This is a genomic window from Chloroflexota bacterium (genome assembly GCA_016875875.1).
In the GTDB taxonomy this organism is placed as follows: domain Bacteria; phylum Chloroflexota; class Dehalococcoidia; order GIF9; family UBA5629; genus 9FT-COMBO-48-23.
Genome location: VGOP01000005.1, coordinates 38,530 through 55,095, shown reverse-complemented (window position 1 = coordinate 55,095; position 16,566 = coordinate 38,530). Strand labels below are relative to the sequence as shown.

11 protein-coding genes, 1 tRNA gene and 1 pseudogene are annotated in these 16,566 nt (G+C 49.0%); 3 read left to right on the top strand and 10 right to left on the bottom strand.

The window, feature by feature from the left end:
• Window positions 1-3: 3 nt before the first annotated feature.
• The 4 genes from FJ023_05040 to FJ023_05025 form a co-directional block, all read right to left on the bottom strand.
• Entirely contained in the window at window positions 4-1,149 is a 1,146-nt protein-coding gene (locus FJ023_05040) for an amino acid ABC transporter substrate-binding protein (GenBank protein ID MBM4446702.1), read from the bottom strand.
• Between the two features lie 193 nt (window positions 1,150-1,342).
• Window positions 1,343-2,392: a branched-chain amino acid ABC transporter permease gene (locus FJ023_05035; GenBank protein MBM4446701.1), complete on the bottom strand. Its 1,050-nt coding sequence runs from the start codon at window positions 2,390-2,392 to the stop codon at window positions 1,343-1,345.
• A gap of 4 nt (window positions 2,393-2,396) precedes the next feature.
• The gene (locus FJ023_05030; protein ID MBM4446700.1) at window positions 2,397-3,281 is read right to left on the bottom strand and encodes a branched-chain amino acid ABC transporter permease; all 885 of its coding nucleotides are present in this window, start codon (window positions 3,279-3,281) and stop codon (window positions 2,397-2,399) included.
• Window positions 3,282-5,177 (bottom strand): long-chain fatty acid--CoA ligase, encoded by a 1,896-nt coding sequence (locus FJ023_05025; GenBank protein ID MBM4446699.1) that lies wholly within the window; start codon window positions 5,175-5,177, stop codon window positions 3,282-3,284.
• A gap of 898 nt (window positions 5,178-6,075) precedes the next feature.
• Between FJ023_05025 and FJ023_05020 the strand changes: the two are divergent.
• A pseudogene (locus tag FJ023_05020) lies at window positions 6,076-6,189 on the top strand (energy transducer TonB).
• Between the two features lie 2,419 nt (window positions 6,190-8,608).
• On the opposite strand, the gene FJ023_05015 reads toward FJ023_05020, so the two are convergent.
• Window positions 8,609-8,839, bottom strand: coding sequence for a MaoC family dehydratase (locus tag FJ023_05015; GenBank protein MBM4446698.1), 231 nt, complete (start codon window positions 8,837-8,839; stop codon window positions 8,609-8,611).
• Between the two features lie 183 nt (window positions 8,840-9,022).
• Here FJ023_05015 and FJ023_05010 point away from each other — a divergent pair, with 183 nt between their 5' ends.
• Both FJ023_05010 and FJ023_05005 read left to right on the top strand, forming a co-directional pair.
• Window positions 9,023-10,636, top strand: a complete 1,614-nt coding sequence (locus FJ023_05010; protein ID MBM4446697.1) for a site-specific DNA-methyltransferase — start codon at window positions 9,023-9,025, stop codon at window positions 10,634-10,636.
• Between the two features lie 110 nt (window positions 10,637-10,746).
• Window positions 10,747-10,820, top strand: a tRNA-Gly gene (locus tag FJ023_05005).
• A gap of 137 nt (window positions 10,821-10,957) precedes the next feature.
• Here the strand turns inward: FJ023_05005 and aroF are convergent.
• The 5 genes from aroF to iorA all read right to left on the bottom strand — a co-directional run bounded on the left by aroF (window position 10,958) and on the right by iorA (window position 16,472).
• Window positions 10,958-11,974 (bottom strand): 3-deoxy-7-phosphoheptulonate synthase, encoded by a 1,017-nt coding sequence (aroF, locus tag FJ023_05000; protein MBM4446696.1) that lies wholly within the window; start codon window positions 11,972-11,974, stop codon window positions 10,958-10,960.
• Window positions 11,975-12,428: 454 nt separating this feature from the next.
• Complete coding sequence (locus FJ023_04995; protein ID MBM4446695.1) at window positions 12,429-12,881, bottom strand: PaaI family thioesterase; 453 nt, start codon at window positions 12,879-12,881, stop codon at window positions 12,429-12,431.
• Window positions 12,882-12,887: 6 nt separating this feature from the next.
• A complete protein-coding gene (locus FJ023_04990; protein ID MBM4446694.1) occupies window positions 12,888-14,075 on the bottom strand; it encodes a pyridoxal phosphate-dependent aminotransferase in 1,188 nt (395 codons plus the stop codon).
• The gene (locus FJ023_04985) at window positions 14,059-14,658 is read right to left on the bottom strand and encodes an indolepyruvate oxidoreductase (protein ID MBM4446693.1); all 600 of its coding nucleotides are present in this window, start codon (window positions 14,656-14,658) and stop codon (window positions 14,059-14,061) included. Before FJ023_04985 ends, FJ023_04990 begins: the two co-directional genes overlap by 17 nt.
• The gene (gene iorA, locus FJ023_04980; protein ID MBM4446692.1) at window positions 14,655-16,472 is read right to left on the bottom strand and encodes an indolepyruvate ferredoxin oxidoreductase subunit alpha; all 1,818 of its coding nucleotides are present in this window, start codon (window positions 16,470-16,472) and stop codon (window positions 14,655-14,657) included. The genes FJ023_04985 and iorA overlap by 4 nt, the downstream gene beginning before the upstream one ends.
• Window positions 16,473-16,566 lie beyond the last annotated feature (94 nt).

Below are 16,566 nucleotides of genomic sequence, written 5' to 3'. Positions count from 1 at the left end.
TCGTCACTTACCAAACCAATCATACTCTTCATATTTAACCATAGGCGCTTCAACCCATGCGCTTGGTTCGGCTATTTTACCGCCTACTATCTTGTAAATCCGATTGGACTTATCAAGTCTATTGTCCCCCACAGTATAACTGACTGGTCCATGAAGGCCGCCAACATCATAATTCTTCAGCTTCTGTATACCCTTCGTCTCGACAGCCTGCCATGCTGACACATCTCCCTTTGCCAGTGCATCATAGCCGGCATTTTTTACCGCCAGCTCAAGAATCTTGGCCACAATCAGGCTTTGTGCCCACGAGGTAATATAGTCGCCGTTTCCGTAGTCGTTGGGGTGCAACTTCTGACAATATTCCGCCATCTTAGCCATGCCAGGCACATCCTCTCCCCACAGCACCGTAGGAAATGCGCCATAAACGCCTTCAACAACATCGGCACCGGCTAAGTCAATGAGAGCTTTAGTCAAGCCAGCGTGGCAGCAGCCGATGGTTATACCTGGATACATACCAAGGTCTTTGGCATTTTTAATAATGACGGCAGTGGGTGCCGGCGTGCTAGAGATATATAACACATCGGGGTTTTTTCCCTTAATGCGGGTCAATGACTCGATCTCGGAGGTGGTTGTAGCAGCATGCTCATCGGTAGAAACAATCTCAATACCCAGTTCGTCAGCCTTAGCCTTAAAGGCATCGCGGGCTCCGTAACCGGTAGTATTATTGAGCAGATGCAGGGCGAACTTTGGCTTGCCCGTCCCCTTCCAGATGTTCTTCATATAGAAGTTGGCGAAGGCTAAAGCATCATCGCCATAGTCAGGCGTTTGGCCGTAGATGTGCTGCGGGGGACGGTACAATGAAGGTGCGTTAAAGCAAGAGATGCCAGGAAATCCAGCCGTATTAGCCGATGTCATGGCCGCCGACATCTCCTTGGATGACGCGGTGGTGAACAGCAAGCAGCCTTCGTCCATAAATCTCTTAACGATGGTAACCGCTTTGGCGGCATCGTAGTTACTGTCTAAAGACAACACTTCAATAGCGTATCCTCCAGCGCCGCCGAGCTCGTCATTAATGTATTTGATGGCATCAAGGTTGGCATGAGTCATCACGCTCCCCTTCTCAGCCGCCGGGCCGGTGGTAGGGTTCATCATGCCCACTTTCAATACCTGCCCCGGCTGGGCTTTGGGAGCGCAGGCACCGGCAAAGGGCAATACCGCCACTATCAGTGCCAGGCATAAAATTCCAGTTACTATAAATGATTTTCTTGTCACCTGTTTCCTCCTTCAAAATTTTTTGACTGCTGTAAGCTTATTTTCAAACACTACATCTCTATACCTCCCTCGTTTAATATGAGAATGGCCACAGGCGATAGGCAGCCCTGAACAATGTCCAGCGGCGTGCCAGCCCCCGCGGCTCAAGTATCAGAAACAGGATAATCACCAGACCGAATACCATCGGCGCTATGCCACTGGTAAAGCCAGCCGGTATTGCAGGAAAAGCGCTTTCCAGGACCGGAGAAATATACATTATGCCCTGTTGTAAAAGCCGAATTAGAGCCGCGCCCAGTATAGGACCGATGGTTGTGCCCAGCCCGCCGATAATCACCATGCCTATATACAGTATGGAATCGGTGAGGGTAAAGTTCTCGGCATTCAGGAATCCGGTCCAATGGGCAAGCAGGGCACCGGCGATTCCAGCAAGAAAACAACCGATAAAGAAAGCCAGAAGCTTATAGTAGAGCAGATTAATCCCCATAACTTCGGCAGCCAGGTCATTATCCCTGACAGCAATAAAGGCTCTGCCAACTCTGCTCCTGGCCAGGTTTTTGGCGAACAATATACAGATTGCTGTGATTACCATTATCAGGTAGAACTGGCTGGCCTCAGTTTTGAACACGAAACCACCAATTGAGGCAGGCGGAACGCTTATGCCAACAAAGCCACCGGTTAGTGACCAGTGATTGATAACCCAGATGATGATAAATTGAGCCGCAATAGTGGTAATTGCCAGATAGAAACCTTTAACGCGCACTGAGGGAAGGCCAAAGATAAGTCCTATCAGCCCGGCACTGAAGCCAGAACAGATAAGCCCGGCTAAGAATGGAAAACCAAGCTTATTAGTCAAAATCGCGGTAGTATAGGCGCCTACAGCCATGAAGCCAGCATGACCAATGGATAGCTGCCCACAGTAGCCAGTAAGTATGTTCAAACCGGTGATAGTGATTATGGTAATGCCAATTAAGTTGCATACACCCAGCCAGTAGTTACCTAAATACAGTGGAGCCGCGAAAACAATAACCAGCAGGCCAATAAAAAGTGCCCAATGGGTCTTGGTTCGCAAGACAGCCATATCTCTGGCATAGTCGTAATTACGGGTACCACAGGGTAAATCCATGCCCTTATATCCTCTCTATACGTGTCTCTCCAAATAGGCCGTAAGGCTTAACAATCATAACGATTATTATGATAATGAACGGGATGATGTCTTTAATTCCAGGACCAATCAGCGGAGTGAGATAGCCACCGCCGAGGTTCTCGCACAGCCCTATTATCGGTCCAGCCACCATGCAGCCGATGAAGGAATCCAGGCCGCCAAGTATCACCACCGAGAACGATTTCAACCCGGTTTCAACCAGACCAAAGGTAATGCCGCCGATGCTGGATACCAGAACGCCGCCGATGGCGGCTACTACACAGGCGAAAATCCATGACATAGAAAAGACACTGGTCACCGGAATAGCACAGGCTTGAACCGCCATCTGGTCATCGGCTGTCGCCCGCATGGCAATACCCATCTTGTGATACTTGAAGAACAAGGATAATATGCCGAAGAGAAGCAGCGATATTCCCGCCGCCCAAATATACTCCTGAGAAACTACCGCTGGACCAATATGAACCGGCTCCTGTGGGAAAAGGCGAGGCAAAGCGGCCACGCTCATAGGCCAGATAAAAGTGACCACACCCTCGAGAAAGTAGCCTACTCCCAAGGTCACTGTGATTAGCGCCAGGATAGGTTGAGCAATCAGGGGGCGCAAAGTGAATCTTTCAATCATCCAGCCGAGAAATATGGCAAAAAGTATGGTCAGGGGGAAGCCAATCCAGTAGGGTAACTTCGCCTGCACTAGCATACCGTAGGTGAACCAGGAGGAAATCAACACAAGCTGTCCTAAAGCCAGATTTGCCACACTGCTGGACTTCCAGATTAAGGCAAAACCCAGAGCAATAAGAGCATAAACCATGCCCACGGCTATGCCAGTAATCGTATATTGAAGCAATTCTGCCATTCAGTTCACCTTTCTAACATAGATATCTGTGCTCACCACACCTTTTCTACCGTCCCTGTATGTTATCGGCGCCTCTACAATCACGCTCTTTTTATCGCTGTACATGGCGTCGATTAAATCCTTGTACCGTTGCTCCATAAAGTCCCTTCTCAGTTTTCTGGTCCGAGTAAGCTCAGCTTCATCGGGGTCGAACTCCTTATGCAACAGGACGAATTTCTTAACCCTGGATGCCTCCGGTAAATAGCTGTTCACACGAACCAGGTCTTTCTGCACCAAATCAGCAACCTCTTTTTTCTGAGACAGGTCAACGAAAGTGGTATAGGGAATGCTATTGCGCTCAGCCCACTTGCCTACCATAGCAAAATCCATGTTCACCATGGCACAGACGAACTCTCTATCCTTGCCACCCACAACCATGGCATCCTTAATGTAGGGGCTGAACCTAAGCCTGCCCTCGATATACTGAGGCGCATACCTGGTGCCGGAAGCCAGCTCTCCCATGTGCTCCAGCCGGTCCATAAATATTAAGTGTCCCGCGTCATTTATATTGACTGCATCCCCGGTCCGACACCACCCGTTTACCACTACAGCCGTCGTCTTCTCCGGGTCTTTATAGTATTCTTTGAAGAGGCAATCACTTCTGACCAGCAATTCCCCTTCATTAGTTAACCTGACTTCCACGCCCGCTGCCGGCCTGCCTACACTCTGGAAGTCAATCTCTCTCTTACCATGAGACGAGATAAAGCCGGCTTCGGTGCTGGCATAGTTCTGCCTGAGCTCAATGCCTATGGCATGGATGAGGCGAAAGGTATCCAGGCTCAACACAGAGCTGCCGGTAACAGCCAACCTGACCTTGCTTAATCCCAGCTTATCCTTAAGCGGTCGGAACAGAAATGCATGCGCTACCCCATGAAGCGCCCGCCACAACAAACCCGGTGTTTTGTCCTCGAAGCTAATGTCAGCAATCTTATAGCCTACCGGCATGAACAGTCTGTAGAAGAAGCGCTTTATAGGATTAGCATCGGTCATTTTCACTTGAATCTCACTGACCAGGCTCTCCCACTGACGCGGGCCATATATGACAAATTCAGGGCCGACCTCCCGAGTATCTTCAGCGATGGTCTCCGGCTCTTCGGGGAAATTAAGCTTGGCTCCGGTAAGCAGATGGGGAATAGTGGCAAAGAAACTATCGCCCACCCATGCCGGCGGAAAGTTGGAGACTAAATCATCGTTCTCCGTTAGCGGAAAACGACTGACAAACCCTTGTGCGGTATTTATCAGCGCTTTATGGGTAAGCACTGCCCCTTTGGGCAAGCCGGTAGTACCTGATGTGTAGTAAATAAAGGCATTGTCGCCACCCTTCCCCTTCTTCAAATTCTGCTCAAATAATTTCGGATGCTTTTTCTCATATTTTCCGCCCATTTCTACTACTTCGGCGAAGCTGATTAAGATGGGGTCATCGTAGTTTTTCAAGCCTTTCGGGTCCCAGTAAATAACTTTCTTCAGTGAAGGCAGCTCATCTTTAATCTCCAGGAATTTATCGGTCTGCTCCTGGTCATTAACCAGGGCGAACTTAGCGCCTGAGTGAGCGGCAACATATTTAACCTCAGAAGGAATAGCATCAACGAAAATTCCGGTGGCGATACCGCCGGCGGCTTGAGCCGCGAATTCTCCCCAGAACCATTCAGGCTCATTATCGCCGATTATGCAGAGCACATCTCCAGGCTTAAAGCCGAGGCTTATCAGCCCCAGGGAAAAATATTTCACTTTTTCGTAGCATTCTTTCCAGTTATACTGCCGCCAGACGCCACGGTACTTCCTGGACATGGCAGTTCTCTGCCCCCAGTTCTCGTAGTTGCTCTTGATAAGTTGCGGTATTGTCTCTCTAGCCACCATATACTTTTTGCCTTAATCTACTGCCAACTTTACCCCTAACAAAAAAGCCTCCCGCCTGGGGAGGCTTTTTTCTTTCGGTGTACTGCTCTTCCTGTTTCTTCTCCGTTTAGGCCAATGTCCTCCCAGGCTCGCCAGCAGGCATGCTAAAGAAAAAGAAGAAAAAGAAGTTAAAGCTGCGAACCTGAGTATGCATTTCGAAACTCACGAGAAATCATAATAGCACAAGGAGCAAAGCCTGTCAATAGTTTGTATATATACGGGGGAGTACGAAACGACCAACAGTCTAATTGCAGACGCTTTAGCTTTACTTCGAAATAGTTGGAATGCTACAATAGCACGTTTTGTTATCTTTAAATCATCACACTGCTCACGCACAAAATCGCAATTACAAGGAGGCCGCATGTTGAAAAGGATAATGTACGCTCTGGGACTATTAGCCCTGCTATTCTCAATGGCCAGCTTCAGCACACCACCCACTCCTGCTTTTGCCAATGGTGGACGTCCTGAGATGGCATGGAATGGAGTCTGGCAAACCAGCTGGACCATCATGGAATATGGTTCCTTCAAGACCTACCAATTCGACATGACACTTGCACAATCGGGTAGCACGGTAACCGGTACCTCCAGCTACTACAATTGGCAACTGAACGGCACCGTATCGGGCAACTCGTTAACCGGCACCTGGTCTGCTCCTGACTTACCGCCAATTTGGGATCCTAACACCAGTACCTATATTGCGGCTCCACATATATCCGGAGAGGTTCAGCTTACGCTGGACCCTTCAGGAATAAGCTTCAACGGTATTTTCAAGGGCCAATATCACTATACTTGGGATGCACGCTTCGTGGTAACCGGGAAAAGGACTGAAACAAGTCCCGTACAACCACCATATATTCCACCTACACCTACACCTACACCAACACCTGCGCCTACGCCTACTCCTACTCCCACGCCTACTCCTACTCCCACGCCTAGTCCTACTCCCACACCAACACCTACTCCAGGAGTCGGTTGCCAGTTCACCGGAAAATGGGATACTGAATATGGAGAGATAAACCTTCGCCAGGTTGGCAATACCCTGACAGGTACTTATGACAACGGGGACGGCAAAATTGCAGGAACCGTCGACGGTAATACGGCTACCGGCACCTGGAGCGAAGGACTATCGTACCAGCCTCCGCTTTATACCGGAGACTTCATATTCAAACTTTCACCTGATTGTAAATCATTCACCGGCGAGTGGACATCTGGCCCCTGCGATTGGGATGGCGACATCAGGGGAACAAGAGCTGAGCAACCAGCACCCCCAACACCTACGCCGACACCCACACCCACACCCATAACCCCAACCGGCGGCTGGAGCGGAACATGGCAGACAAGCGCGGGCCAGATGACACTGTCTCAGAGCGGTAATCAGGTGACAGGCAGCTACGCACATGACAGCGGCAAAATATCCGGTACCGTAACAGGTAACATGTTGAGCGGCTGGTGGTCCGAATATCCTTCTTACGCTCCACCCAAAGACGCCGGAGATATGGAGTTTACCCTGTCTGCTGACGGACAGTCCTTTACCGGTCACTGGAGATACGGTACTTCAGGCACCTGGGGCGGTTGGACAGGCACCAAAACGAGCACACCACAACCAATTACTGTCACCTCCACCTGTGACTGGAGCGGTACCTGGGACTTCGACTGGTCGAATGAATTAAAGCTCGTGCAAACAGGCAATCATGTAACCGGCACATATATCCCGGGCGGCTGGAACTATACAGGAACTATCGATGGGACTGTGTCTGGAAACGCGTTTGAGGGAACCTGGACAGAACAAACTAGAACGGGGCGTATGCAGCTTACCATTTCAGCAGACTGTAACTCGTTTACTGGGCGTTACAGCCATAGCCTTTCATCTAGCCCTACCTGGTACACCCTGCCTGCGCCAGCCGTAAGGGTGACCTCGCCACAATCTGATGTCACAATACTGGTGGACTGGGGCGGAACCTGGAACACGGACTGGGGCGAGATGCAGCTTTCCCAAGACGGTGAACAGGTAAGCGGCACATACGAGTATAACGACGGCGAAATAGAGGGTACCACTTCCGGCAATTTTTTAACCGGTACCTGGTCTAAGTCTCCGTCCTACTCCGAACCGGATGACGCCGGTAATTTCGAATTCCAAATTTCCAAAAACCGGATGGAATTCATCGGTAACTGGAGATACGGCTCTTGTGACGACTGGAACGGTGACTGGGATGGCACCTTAATCGAACAGGATGTACAACCCCAACCTGAAAACCATCCACCTATTGCCTCTTTTCTTACCACTCCGCAATCACCGACAACAAGTGATATAGTTACAACCATAAGCCAATCATCCGACCCCGACGGTGACCCTCTGTCATATTCATGGTCGCTTGATGGAACAACTGCCAGCCAATACAATAATATGCCTTACTTCATCTGGCAGAACCCAACAGCCGGAGTACACACCATCCGTCTGTTGATAAGCGATGGTAAGGGCGGTACATCTTCCTTCCAGGCGCAAATCACTGTATCTCAGGCGCCACAACCCATTCCACCGGGACCTACGCCAGAAACTAACCGGATTCCCATTGCTTCCTTCTCCATAACACCGCAAGCACCGACAACCAGCGATACCATCATAGCCACCAGTACATCGACTGACCCCGATGGTGACCCCTTGACATACGCCTGGTTCCGAGATGGGATCCAGGCCAATGAATTCAATAACGTGCCCTCCTGTATCTGGCCAAATCCAACCGCTGGAATGCACACCATCCGTCTATCGATAAGCGATGGTAAGGGCGGAACAGGCGCCGTACAGACGCAGGTCAACGTAACTCAGGCACAACCCCAACCAGGTCCGGGGCCAATACCGGGAGTTAATAGTCCGCCCAAGGCATATTTTGTGATTGAACCCCCTCAACCTGAAGCCGGCGATAGCATCAAGATAGTCAGCCAGTCAACTGATGCCGATGGAGACAAGCTTGGATTCACCTGGCACCTCGACGGACAGCTTATGGACGAATATACAGACTCAGCAAGCTGGAAATGGAAAAAACCACAGGCTGGCGGACATGTAATGCGCCTGGAGGTGGACGATGGCAGGGGTGGGGAAGACTCCTATTCAAAGAAAATTAAGATTATCGGAGATGACACAGATGACTCGGGTGGTTTCCCCGAAATAACGATAAAGATTCCGCAATGCTTTATCGCTACGGCAGCTTACGGCAGCCACACTGCTGAAGAGCTGGACACCCTGCGGGCATTCCGGGATAAGGTCCTGCTGCAAAGCGAGCCTGGCACGGCTCTTGTCAAGTTTTATTACCAGGTCAGTCCACCTGCCGCTGCCTACATCGCCTCACATGAGGAGGTCAGGATAGTAGTCAGGGAACTATTTCTGGACCCCACAGTTACCGTGCTGAAGCAAACTCAGAGCTACTGGAGCAGAGATACCGGAAAAGAATAATCGGCGAAATTTTAACATATATACTTTTCGAATTTCTGGCGTATTTTTCGTCCCAGTAGAATGGAGTCGGGTCGTCTACGGCATCGGCGAACTTCTTAACAGCCCCCTTCTCCACCTCGCAAACCACAACGCCAGTGCTTTTCCCGATGAATTTGGTCACCTCTTCTGGCAGCATGTTACACCTCACGATAGAAAATGGAATCAGACGCCATTGTATATTTGTGTTTGGCCGTTGCCAAAGTGCCCCCGTGGTCAGTTTATTGATTGGGGCTAACTCTAAGAATTTCTGCTCGCTTTAGGTATTGAGCTTGGAGGTCGCGAAGCATATAATAGAACAAGAAGCGGGGGGGTAACGTCAATGGAAACCAATGTTCTTTACTACGGCGATAATTTGGAAATCCTACGCAAATATATTCCGGATAATTCAATAGATTTAATATATCTCGACCCGCCTTTTAATAGCAAGGCAACTTATAATGTTTTGTTTAAAGAACCATCAGGAGCTCCTTCACAGGCCCAAATAGCAGCTTTTGATGATACTTGGCATTGGGGCAATGAATCAGAGCGAATATTTCAAGAAATAATAATGCATGCTCCTGTAAATACGGCAGAATTGATAACAGCCTTCAGGAATTTTATTCACCAGAATGACATGATGGCTTATCTTGTAATGATGTGCATTAGGCTCATAGAGTTAAGACGGGTACTAAAAAACTCAGGTTCCATATATTTACATTGTGACCCTACAGCGAGCCATTATCTAAAACTACTGATGGATGTCGTATTTAATCCTAAAAACTTCCGTAACGAAATTGTGTGGAAACGCACTACAACAGTAAAAGGCAATGTGGGGCAAGGTAGTAAATTATGGGGGCAAACAATTGATTCATTACTATTCTATACAAAGACAGACAATTATATTTTCAATCAACCTTTTGTAGACTATTCTGAAGAATACAAGACAAAAGCATATCGATATACCGAACCTGAAACTGGGCGTCGTTATCGCTTAGTAAGTATGATTGGCCCCGGTGGTGCATCTAAAGGAAATCCTAGTTACGAAGTTATGGGTGTAACTCGCTACTGGCGTTATTCACAAAAGAAAATGCAGGAATTAATAGATAAAGGAGTGGTGATACAACCGAGTCCAAAAGCTGTACCACATCGTAAATATTATTTAGACGAGGGAAAAGGTGTATCAATCCAATCTCTATGGACAGATATACCGAATTTGCAGGCTGCTGATGCAGAGCGACTCGGTTACCCCACACAAAAACCTGAAACTCTATTGGAAAGAATTATCCGAGCAAGCTCAAAAGAAGGAAATATTATTCTTGACCCCTTCTGTGGTTGTGGCACAGCATTGGTAGCAGCACAAAAACTAAACCGAACATGGATTGGTATTGATATAACACATTTAGCAATAGGTATAATGAAATGGCGTTTAGATAAAATCTTTCCTGGGATTAAATATAAAGTCATTGGTGAACCTAAAGACTTAGGGGGGGCAAAAGAACTAGCAAAGAATAATAAATTTGAATTTCAATGGTGGGTAGTATCACTTGCAGGTGGCCAACCTTATGGGGATAAGAAAAAAGGTGCTGATACAGGTATAGATGGCTATTTGTATTTTATGGACGAAAAAGATAAGGTAAAAAAAGCAATAATATCGGTCAAAGGTGGCAGCACCTCTGTAAAAGATATTAGAGATTTGGGGCATGTCATTGACAGAGAAAAAGCAGAGATGGGCATATTTCTCACATTAGAAAAACCCACCAGACCTATGGAAGTTGAAGCAATTGGAAAAGGATTCTATCATTCACCTTTAGGTAAAGATTACCCAAGGATGCAAATTTTAATGATAGAGGAATTATTAAACGATAAGAGGCCAGATATTCCACCTTGGATAGCCCCCATCCAAGCACCACCTAAACACAAACATGAAAAAGGTAAAACTGCCAAGTTATTGTAGATTACTGTATCAACAGGACTCAACAGAATCTTGAAGGTCTTCTCATACAGTTTGTAGTCTCAAACTTGAAATTTTTGGGCATTTTTGCTACAATACATATAATAATTTGTCCCCTGGTAGCTCAGTGGCTAGAGCACCCCTTTGCCGAAGGGGGTTGTCGTGGGTTCGAGTCCCACTCAGGAAAATCACAGAGGTTCTGAACCGAACAGAACCTCTTTTTTATCTCATCTTGGTTGGCTAGATTTCATCAATTTGTTTGCAGGTTCTGCCATTTAATTCAATTTAAGTCTAGTAAAATTCCGCATATCACTATGCTTTTCTCTAAATATACCTTCCCACTGCTTCGGCAATGGACTTAAGCTCCTTCATCAACCGGGCGAAGTCTGACGGTGTAAGAGATTGAAGACCGTCCACCAGGGCCTCCTTGGGATTGGGATGGGCTTCGATGAGCAGACCGTCAGCCCCAGCGGCTATGGCTGCTTTGGCCAGTGCCGGCACTAAAGAGTAGTGACCGGCAGCATGGCTGGGGTCAACAATTAAGGGCAGGTGGCTGGATTTCTTGATTACCGGGATCGAGCCGATATCCAGAGAGAAACGGGTGCTGTCCTCGAATGTCCTGATGCCCCTCTCGCACAGTATAACCTGGTCATTTCCACCAGCTAATAGATAGTCGGCGGCGGTGAGCCACTCGGTGACAGTAGCCGATAAGCCTCGTTTCAGGAGAACAGGACATTTGCTCTTGCCAATCTCGGTGAGCAGAGCATAGTTCTGCATATTCCTGGCCCCGACCTGGAGTATGTCGGCATACTGCGATACCCTGGCGACGTCATGAGGTGCCACCACCTCGGTGACCACGGGCATGCCGAACTGCGCCTTGGTTTGTCGCAACAAGTCCAGACCGAGCTCCTCCAGGCCTTGAAATGCAAAAGGTGAGGTACGTGGTTTATAGGCACCACCTCGCAGAATACAGGCTCCAGCCTCCTTTACCACCATAGCGGCTGCCATGAGCTGCTTCTCGCCTTCGACGGCACAGGGGCCAGCCATGACCACGATGCGCTTACCGCCGATTTTAACCCCATTAACAGAAACTACGGTGTCCTCCGACTTGAAATCCCGAGCGGCGAGCTTGTAGGGTTTCATAATCCTGGTAACACGTTCCACACCGGGGAGAACGGCAAAAGTGTCTATAGGCAACTGGCCGGTATTGGGCCCCAGCAGAGCTACAACCGTCTTGTTGGTGCCCAGATTCAACTGGACACCCAGCCCCAGCTTCTTAGCCCGCTGCACTACGTCGTCTACCTCTTGCTGAGCAGCGCCTGTCCTCATTTCAACTATCATGGCTGTTTACCCCCTTGAATTTAATGCTAATTCCCAAAAAGAAAAAGCCTCCCGCGGGCGGGAGGCTTTTCTTGCTTCGGATGTTCTACTACTTTTTTATTAGGTCAATGCCATCCCAGACCCGCGCCGAGGCGTGCCAAACCAAAAGCCGAAGAAATACCAGCTATGGCTGCGAGCCAAGTTATGCATTTCGACCTTCATCCCTAAAATAATAGCAACAACCGTAAAAGCTTGTCAACTTGCTGTGTTTCCCCCTGATGGTGAAACCAGAAATCCCAAATCCGAATTTCTAAATCCTAAACAAATTCAAATATCCAAATTCCAATGAAAGAAGCGTGTCCATAACAATTTTGCATTTTTATCTGTCATTTTGATTTTTAACTTTTTACCTTTTATTTTGCTCCTTGCGATTGCCACGCTTCGCTTGCAATGACAGCCAGTAAGAGGCGCAGCACTAGACCAGGGGGATAGTTGTACCCGTGGCTTTGGCTATGAGCTTGCCGTCCTGGTTGGTCACTGTCATCTCCGAGATGCAGACCCGCCTGCCGGCTCTGACTACACGACATTCGGCGATAAGCTCATCTTTTACATCGGCGCTGGCGACAAAATGTATGTTGAACTGCGAGGCCACGTTAGGGGTAATTACCGAGTTGGTACCGTAGGCAAAAGCCTGGTCGGCTACCGCCATGACGATGCCGCCGAAGACCAGATTATTGAAGTTAAGGTATTCAGGCTTCAACTTAGCCGACACTTTGGCATAGCCCTGAGATAACTCCAACAATCTCATATCCAGGAAGGAGGCAATGGGCTCTCGGCCTGCTTTCGCCTTTAATTCCGCCAGGCTGTCACAGGCAATGCCTTTATCAACAGCACTCGCCTGACTGTTTTCTTTATCTTTCTTTGTCATGATTTCCTAACACAGTTTAAATTTTTTAGCCGCTTTTTTGAAGCCGGCCAGCGAACCTTTCAAGGTTTTGTCGCCAACGCAGTACGAGATGCGAAAATATCCCGGCGTGCCAAAGCCCCGACCGGGCACAACCAACACATTCCACTGTCGCAATTCGTTGACAAAGTCAACGTCGTCCTTCAGCGGGGACTTAGGAAACATATAGAAAGCCCCCTGTGGCTTTACCACCGAATAGCCCATGTCAACAAGATTGCCGTATAAAAAATCCCTCTTCTTCTGATAATCGGCTACCGAGACAGTGATATGCTGCAGGTTCTTTACCAAGTGCTGCATCAAGGCAGGTGCGTTGACAAATCCCAATACCCGGTTACAGAAAACGAAGCCATTCACCAGCTCCTCACGCTGGCTACAATCCGGATGTATGGCGATATAGCCGATACGCTCACCGGGGAGCGCCAGGTCTTTAGAATGAGAGGTTACAACTATACTGTGACGATAATGATGGAAAACGGGAGGGTATGGTAATCCGTCATATATAATTTTCCGGTATGCCTCGTCGCTTATAAGAAAAACCTGCGTCCCGTATTGCGCCTCTTTCCTACGGAGCAGTTCGCCAAGCTGGCGCACAAAGTCCTGGCTATAGACAACGCCGGTTGGGTTATTGGGAGAATTAATAATTACACCCTTTGTTTTAGCCGTAATGGCAGCTTCCAGAGCATCGAGCTTCGGTATAAAGTGTTCATTTGTAGGCAAAACCCTGATAACCCCACCGTGGTTGTCTATGTAGTTGCCAAACTCCATAAAGTAAGGAGCGAACACAATCACCTCGTCTCCGGGATTCAGTATTGTCTTCAGCACCACGTTCATGCCTCCGGCAGCACCGCAGGTCATGACAATGTCATTTCCGCAGAATTTGATACCGGTTTCATGTGAGAGCTGAACCGCCACGGCAGCCCTTGTGTCCGCATAACCGGCGTTCTCCATGTATCTATGCATCCCGGGCATGGGTTTTTTCATCAGCTTCTTCAATTCCTGGTTCAACTCAGGCGGCGGCTCCATGACCGGATTGCCTATAGAAAGGTCGAAAACATTCTCCTCGCCGTAGCGCTTTTTGAGATTCGCCCCTTCTTCAAACATCCTCCGTATCCACGACCCCTCCATCATACGTTTGCTGACATTATCTGAGATTGGCACTTGACATCTCCTCCCTACCTTGGTCAAAGGCAGCCATGTTCATTTTCAGGATATTCGGTGATAGCCGTTGAGAAATACAATCTTTCCAAATATCAACATCAATGGGCAGAAAGGACGACACACAGCCCAGCATAAGCATATTGAGCGTCCTGAGATCCCCCAACTTTTCAGCCTTATGTGTTCCGTTAACAAAACAAACGCGGCCTGCCCATCGCTTCAAAGTGTCCTCTATATCTTTATCGCCAGGATAGCGATGAGTTCCCAAACTTACAGACAGTGGAGGCGTTGACTGATTATTGACAATCGCCACACTGCCCTCACGCAGGTAGTAGCTCCATCTAGCCGCCTCTAATTTCTCAAAAGCGACCAGAAGGTCAACCTCGCCCTCTTTTATTAAAGGAGACCACACCTTATCAGCTATCCGCACATGACTTACCACACTGCCTCCTCGTTGCGCCATGCCAAGCGTATCTGTTTTCTTGACATCATATCCAGCAGCCAGAGCTACCTCGCCCAATATGTCGCTCGCCAAAACTATACCCTGCCCACCCATGCCCACCATAAGCAAATCTCGCTTTTTCACTTCGACTCTCCGACAGCAGTCAACGGGCCTATCGCCTTCTTGGGGCAAAGCTGCTCACAGATAGTACAGGCATCTCCAGCACACAGAGTGGCATCTATGCAAACCTGTTCGTCGAGCTTCTGTATAGCCGGGCATCCGATTCTCAGGCAGACCTCACAACCGTCGCATTTATCCATATCAACAGCTCTGTGGCCGGAGCGTTTCCGCAGCCGTACCGAGCAAGCCCCGCGGACTATTATGACAGAAAGCTCAGTATTATCCAGAGAACTTCTCACCGCCGACCTCAGAGCTTTCATATCAAAGGCATTTACCACTTTGACGTCGTCAACTCCAACCCCCCTAACCAGTCTCTCCAGTTCAACCGCCTCAGTCTTTTTACCCTTCGCTGAAATGCCGGTTCCTGGGTGGTCTTGATGGCCGGTCATAGCAGTAGTACCATTATCCAGGATTATAATCGTCACCCCCGCTTTGTTGTACACTGCGTCCACCAGGCCGGTAATGCCGGAATGTAGAAACGTGGAATCGCCGATAACAGCTACCACCTTGCTGCCAACGCCGGCCTTCTCCATTCCCAAAGCCTGACCGATGCCAGCCCCCATGCAGGCGGTAGTATCCATAGCACGGAGCGGGGGATAGGTGGCCAGAGTATAGCAACCGATATCGCCGGTGATAATCAATTTGCCTTCCTCTTCTGCCTTGCCTCTAGCATCCAGCAGCTTAGACCGCTGTCCTACAGTGTTGAGAACAAAGAATATGCCAGCATGTGGACAACCAGCGCACAGAACGGGAGGGCGTCCCGGTAACCCCTGAGGCAGAGCTATCTTCCTCCGCGAAGGTTCTGCTACCAATCCAGCACGGTGACCCGCTTCCTCAACAATGCCCGTATTCAGCTCGCCTATTCTGGGTATAAATTCCTTTCCGGCAACTTTTATACCCATGGCCAGTATATTTTCCTCAAGAAACGGGTCGAGCTCTTCGACAACGATTAGTCTTTCTACACCTTCGGCAAATTGGCGCAGCAAATTCTGCGGCAGAGGATAAGTCATGCCGAGCTTAAGGAAGCAAGCGTTTGGAAAAACTTCTCTGGCGTACTGGTAGGCAACACCACTGCTCACCACACCCAGTTTAAGCTCGCCCCAAAATATATGATTGCGAGGAAAGGTCTCGGCATAGGCCGTTAGCCTGACTAGGCGTTCCTCTATCAACGGACGCCTGAGTCGAACATGGACCGGCAGCATGACGTACTTCTCTACATCATGCTTGAAGCTTGCTTGTTTCGCCGATGTGACCAGACTCCGATTCGTCACTACCACCGACTTAGAATGAGAAATGCGGGTGCTGGAGCGCACCAGCACCGGCGTATCAAACTTCTCGCTGATCTCAAAGGCAACCGCCATCAGGTCATAGGCTTCCTGGCTGTCGCTGGGCTCGAGCATGGGCACCTTAGACAGTTTGGCATAATGGCGTGTGTCCTGCTCGTTCTGGGTACTAAATGCTCCCGGGTCATCGGCCACAATCACCACCAGCCCACCATTAATGCCGGTTATCGAGGCAGCCATAAAGGGGTCGCTGGCCACATTCAGCCCCACCTGCTTCATAGACACCAGGGCTCGAACACCAGCATAGGCCGCTCCCAGACCCACCTCCATAGCCACCTTCTCATTTGTTGACCACTCGGCATAAATATCATCGAAGCGAGCTATTGATTCGAGTATCTCAGTGCTTGGCGTCCCGGGATAGGCTGCTGCCACCATGACACCAGCATGATAAGCCCCTAAGGCAAAGGCCTCGTTTCCGGAGAGTAGTTTCTTCATCAATTACCTGCTTACCCAAAAATGTAGCCAGCGGTCAGGTCCAAACTGACAACCGGCAGTTGGTAAATCGAGATAAATTATGCCACCCAATACC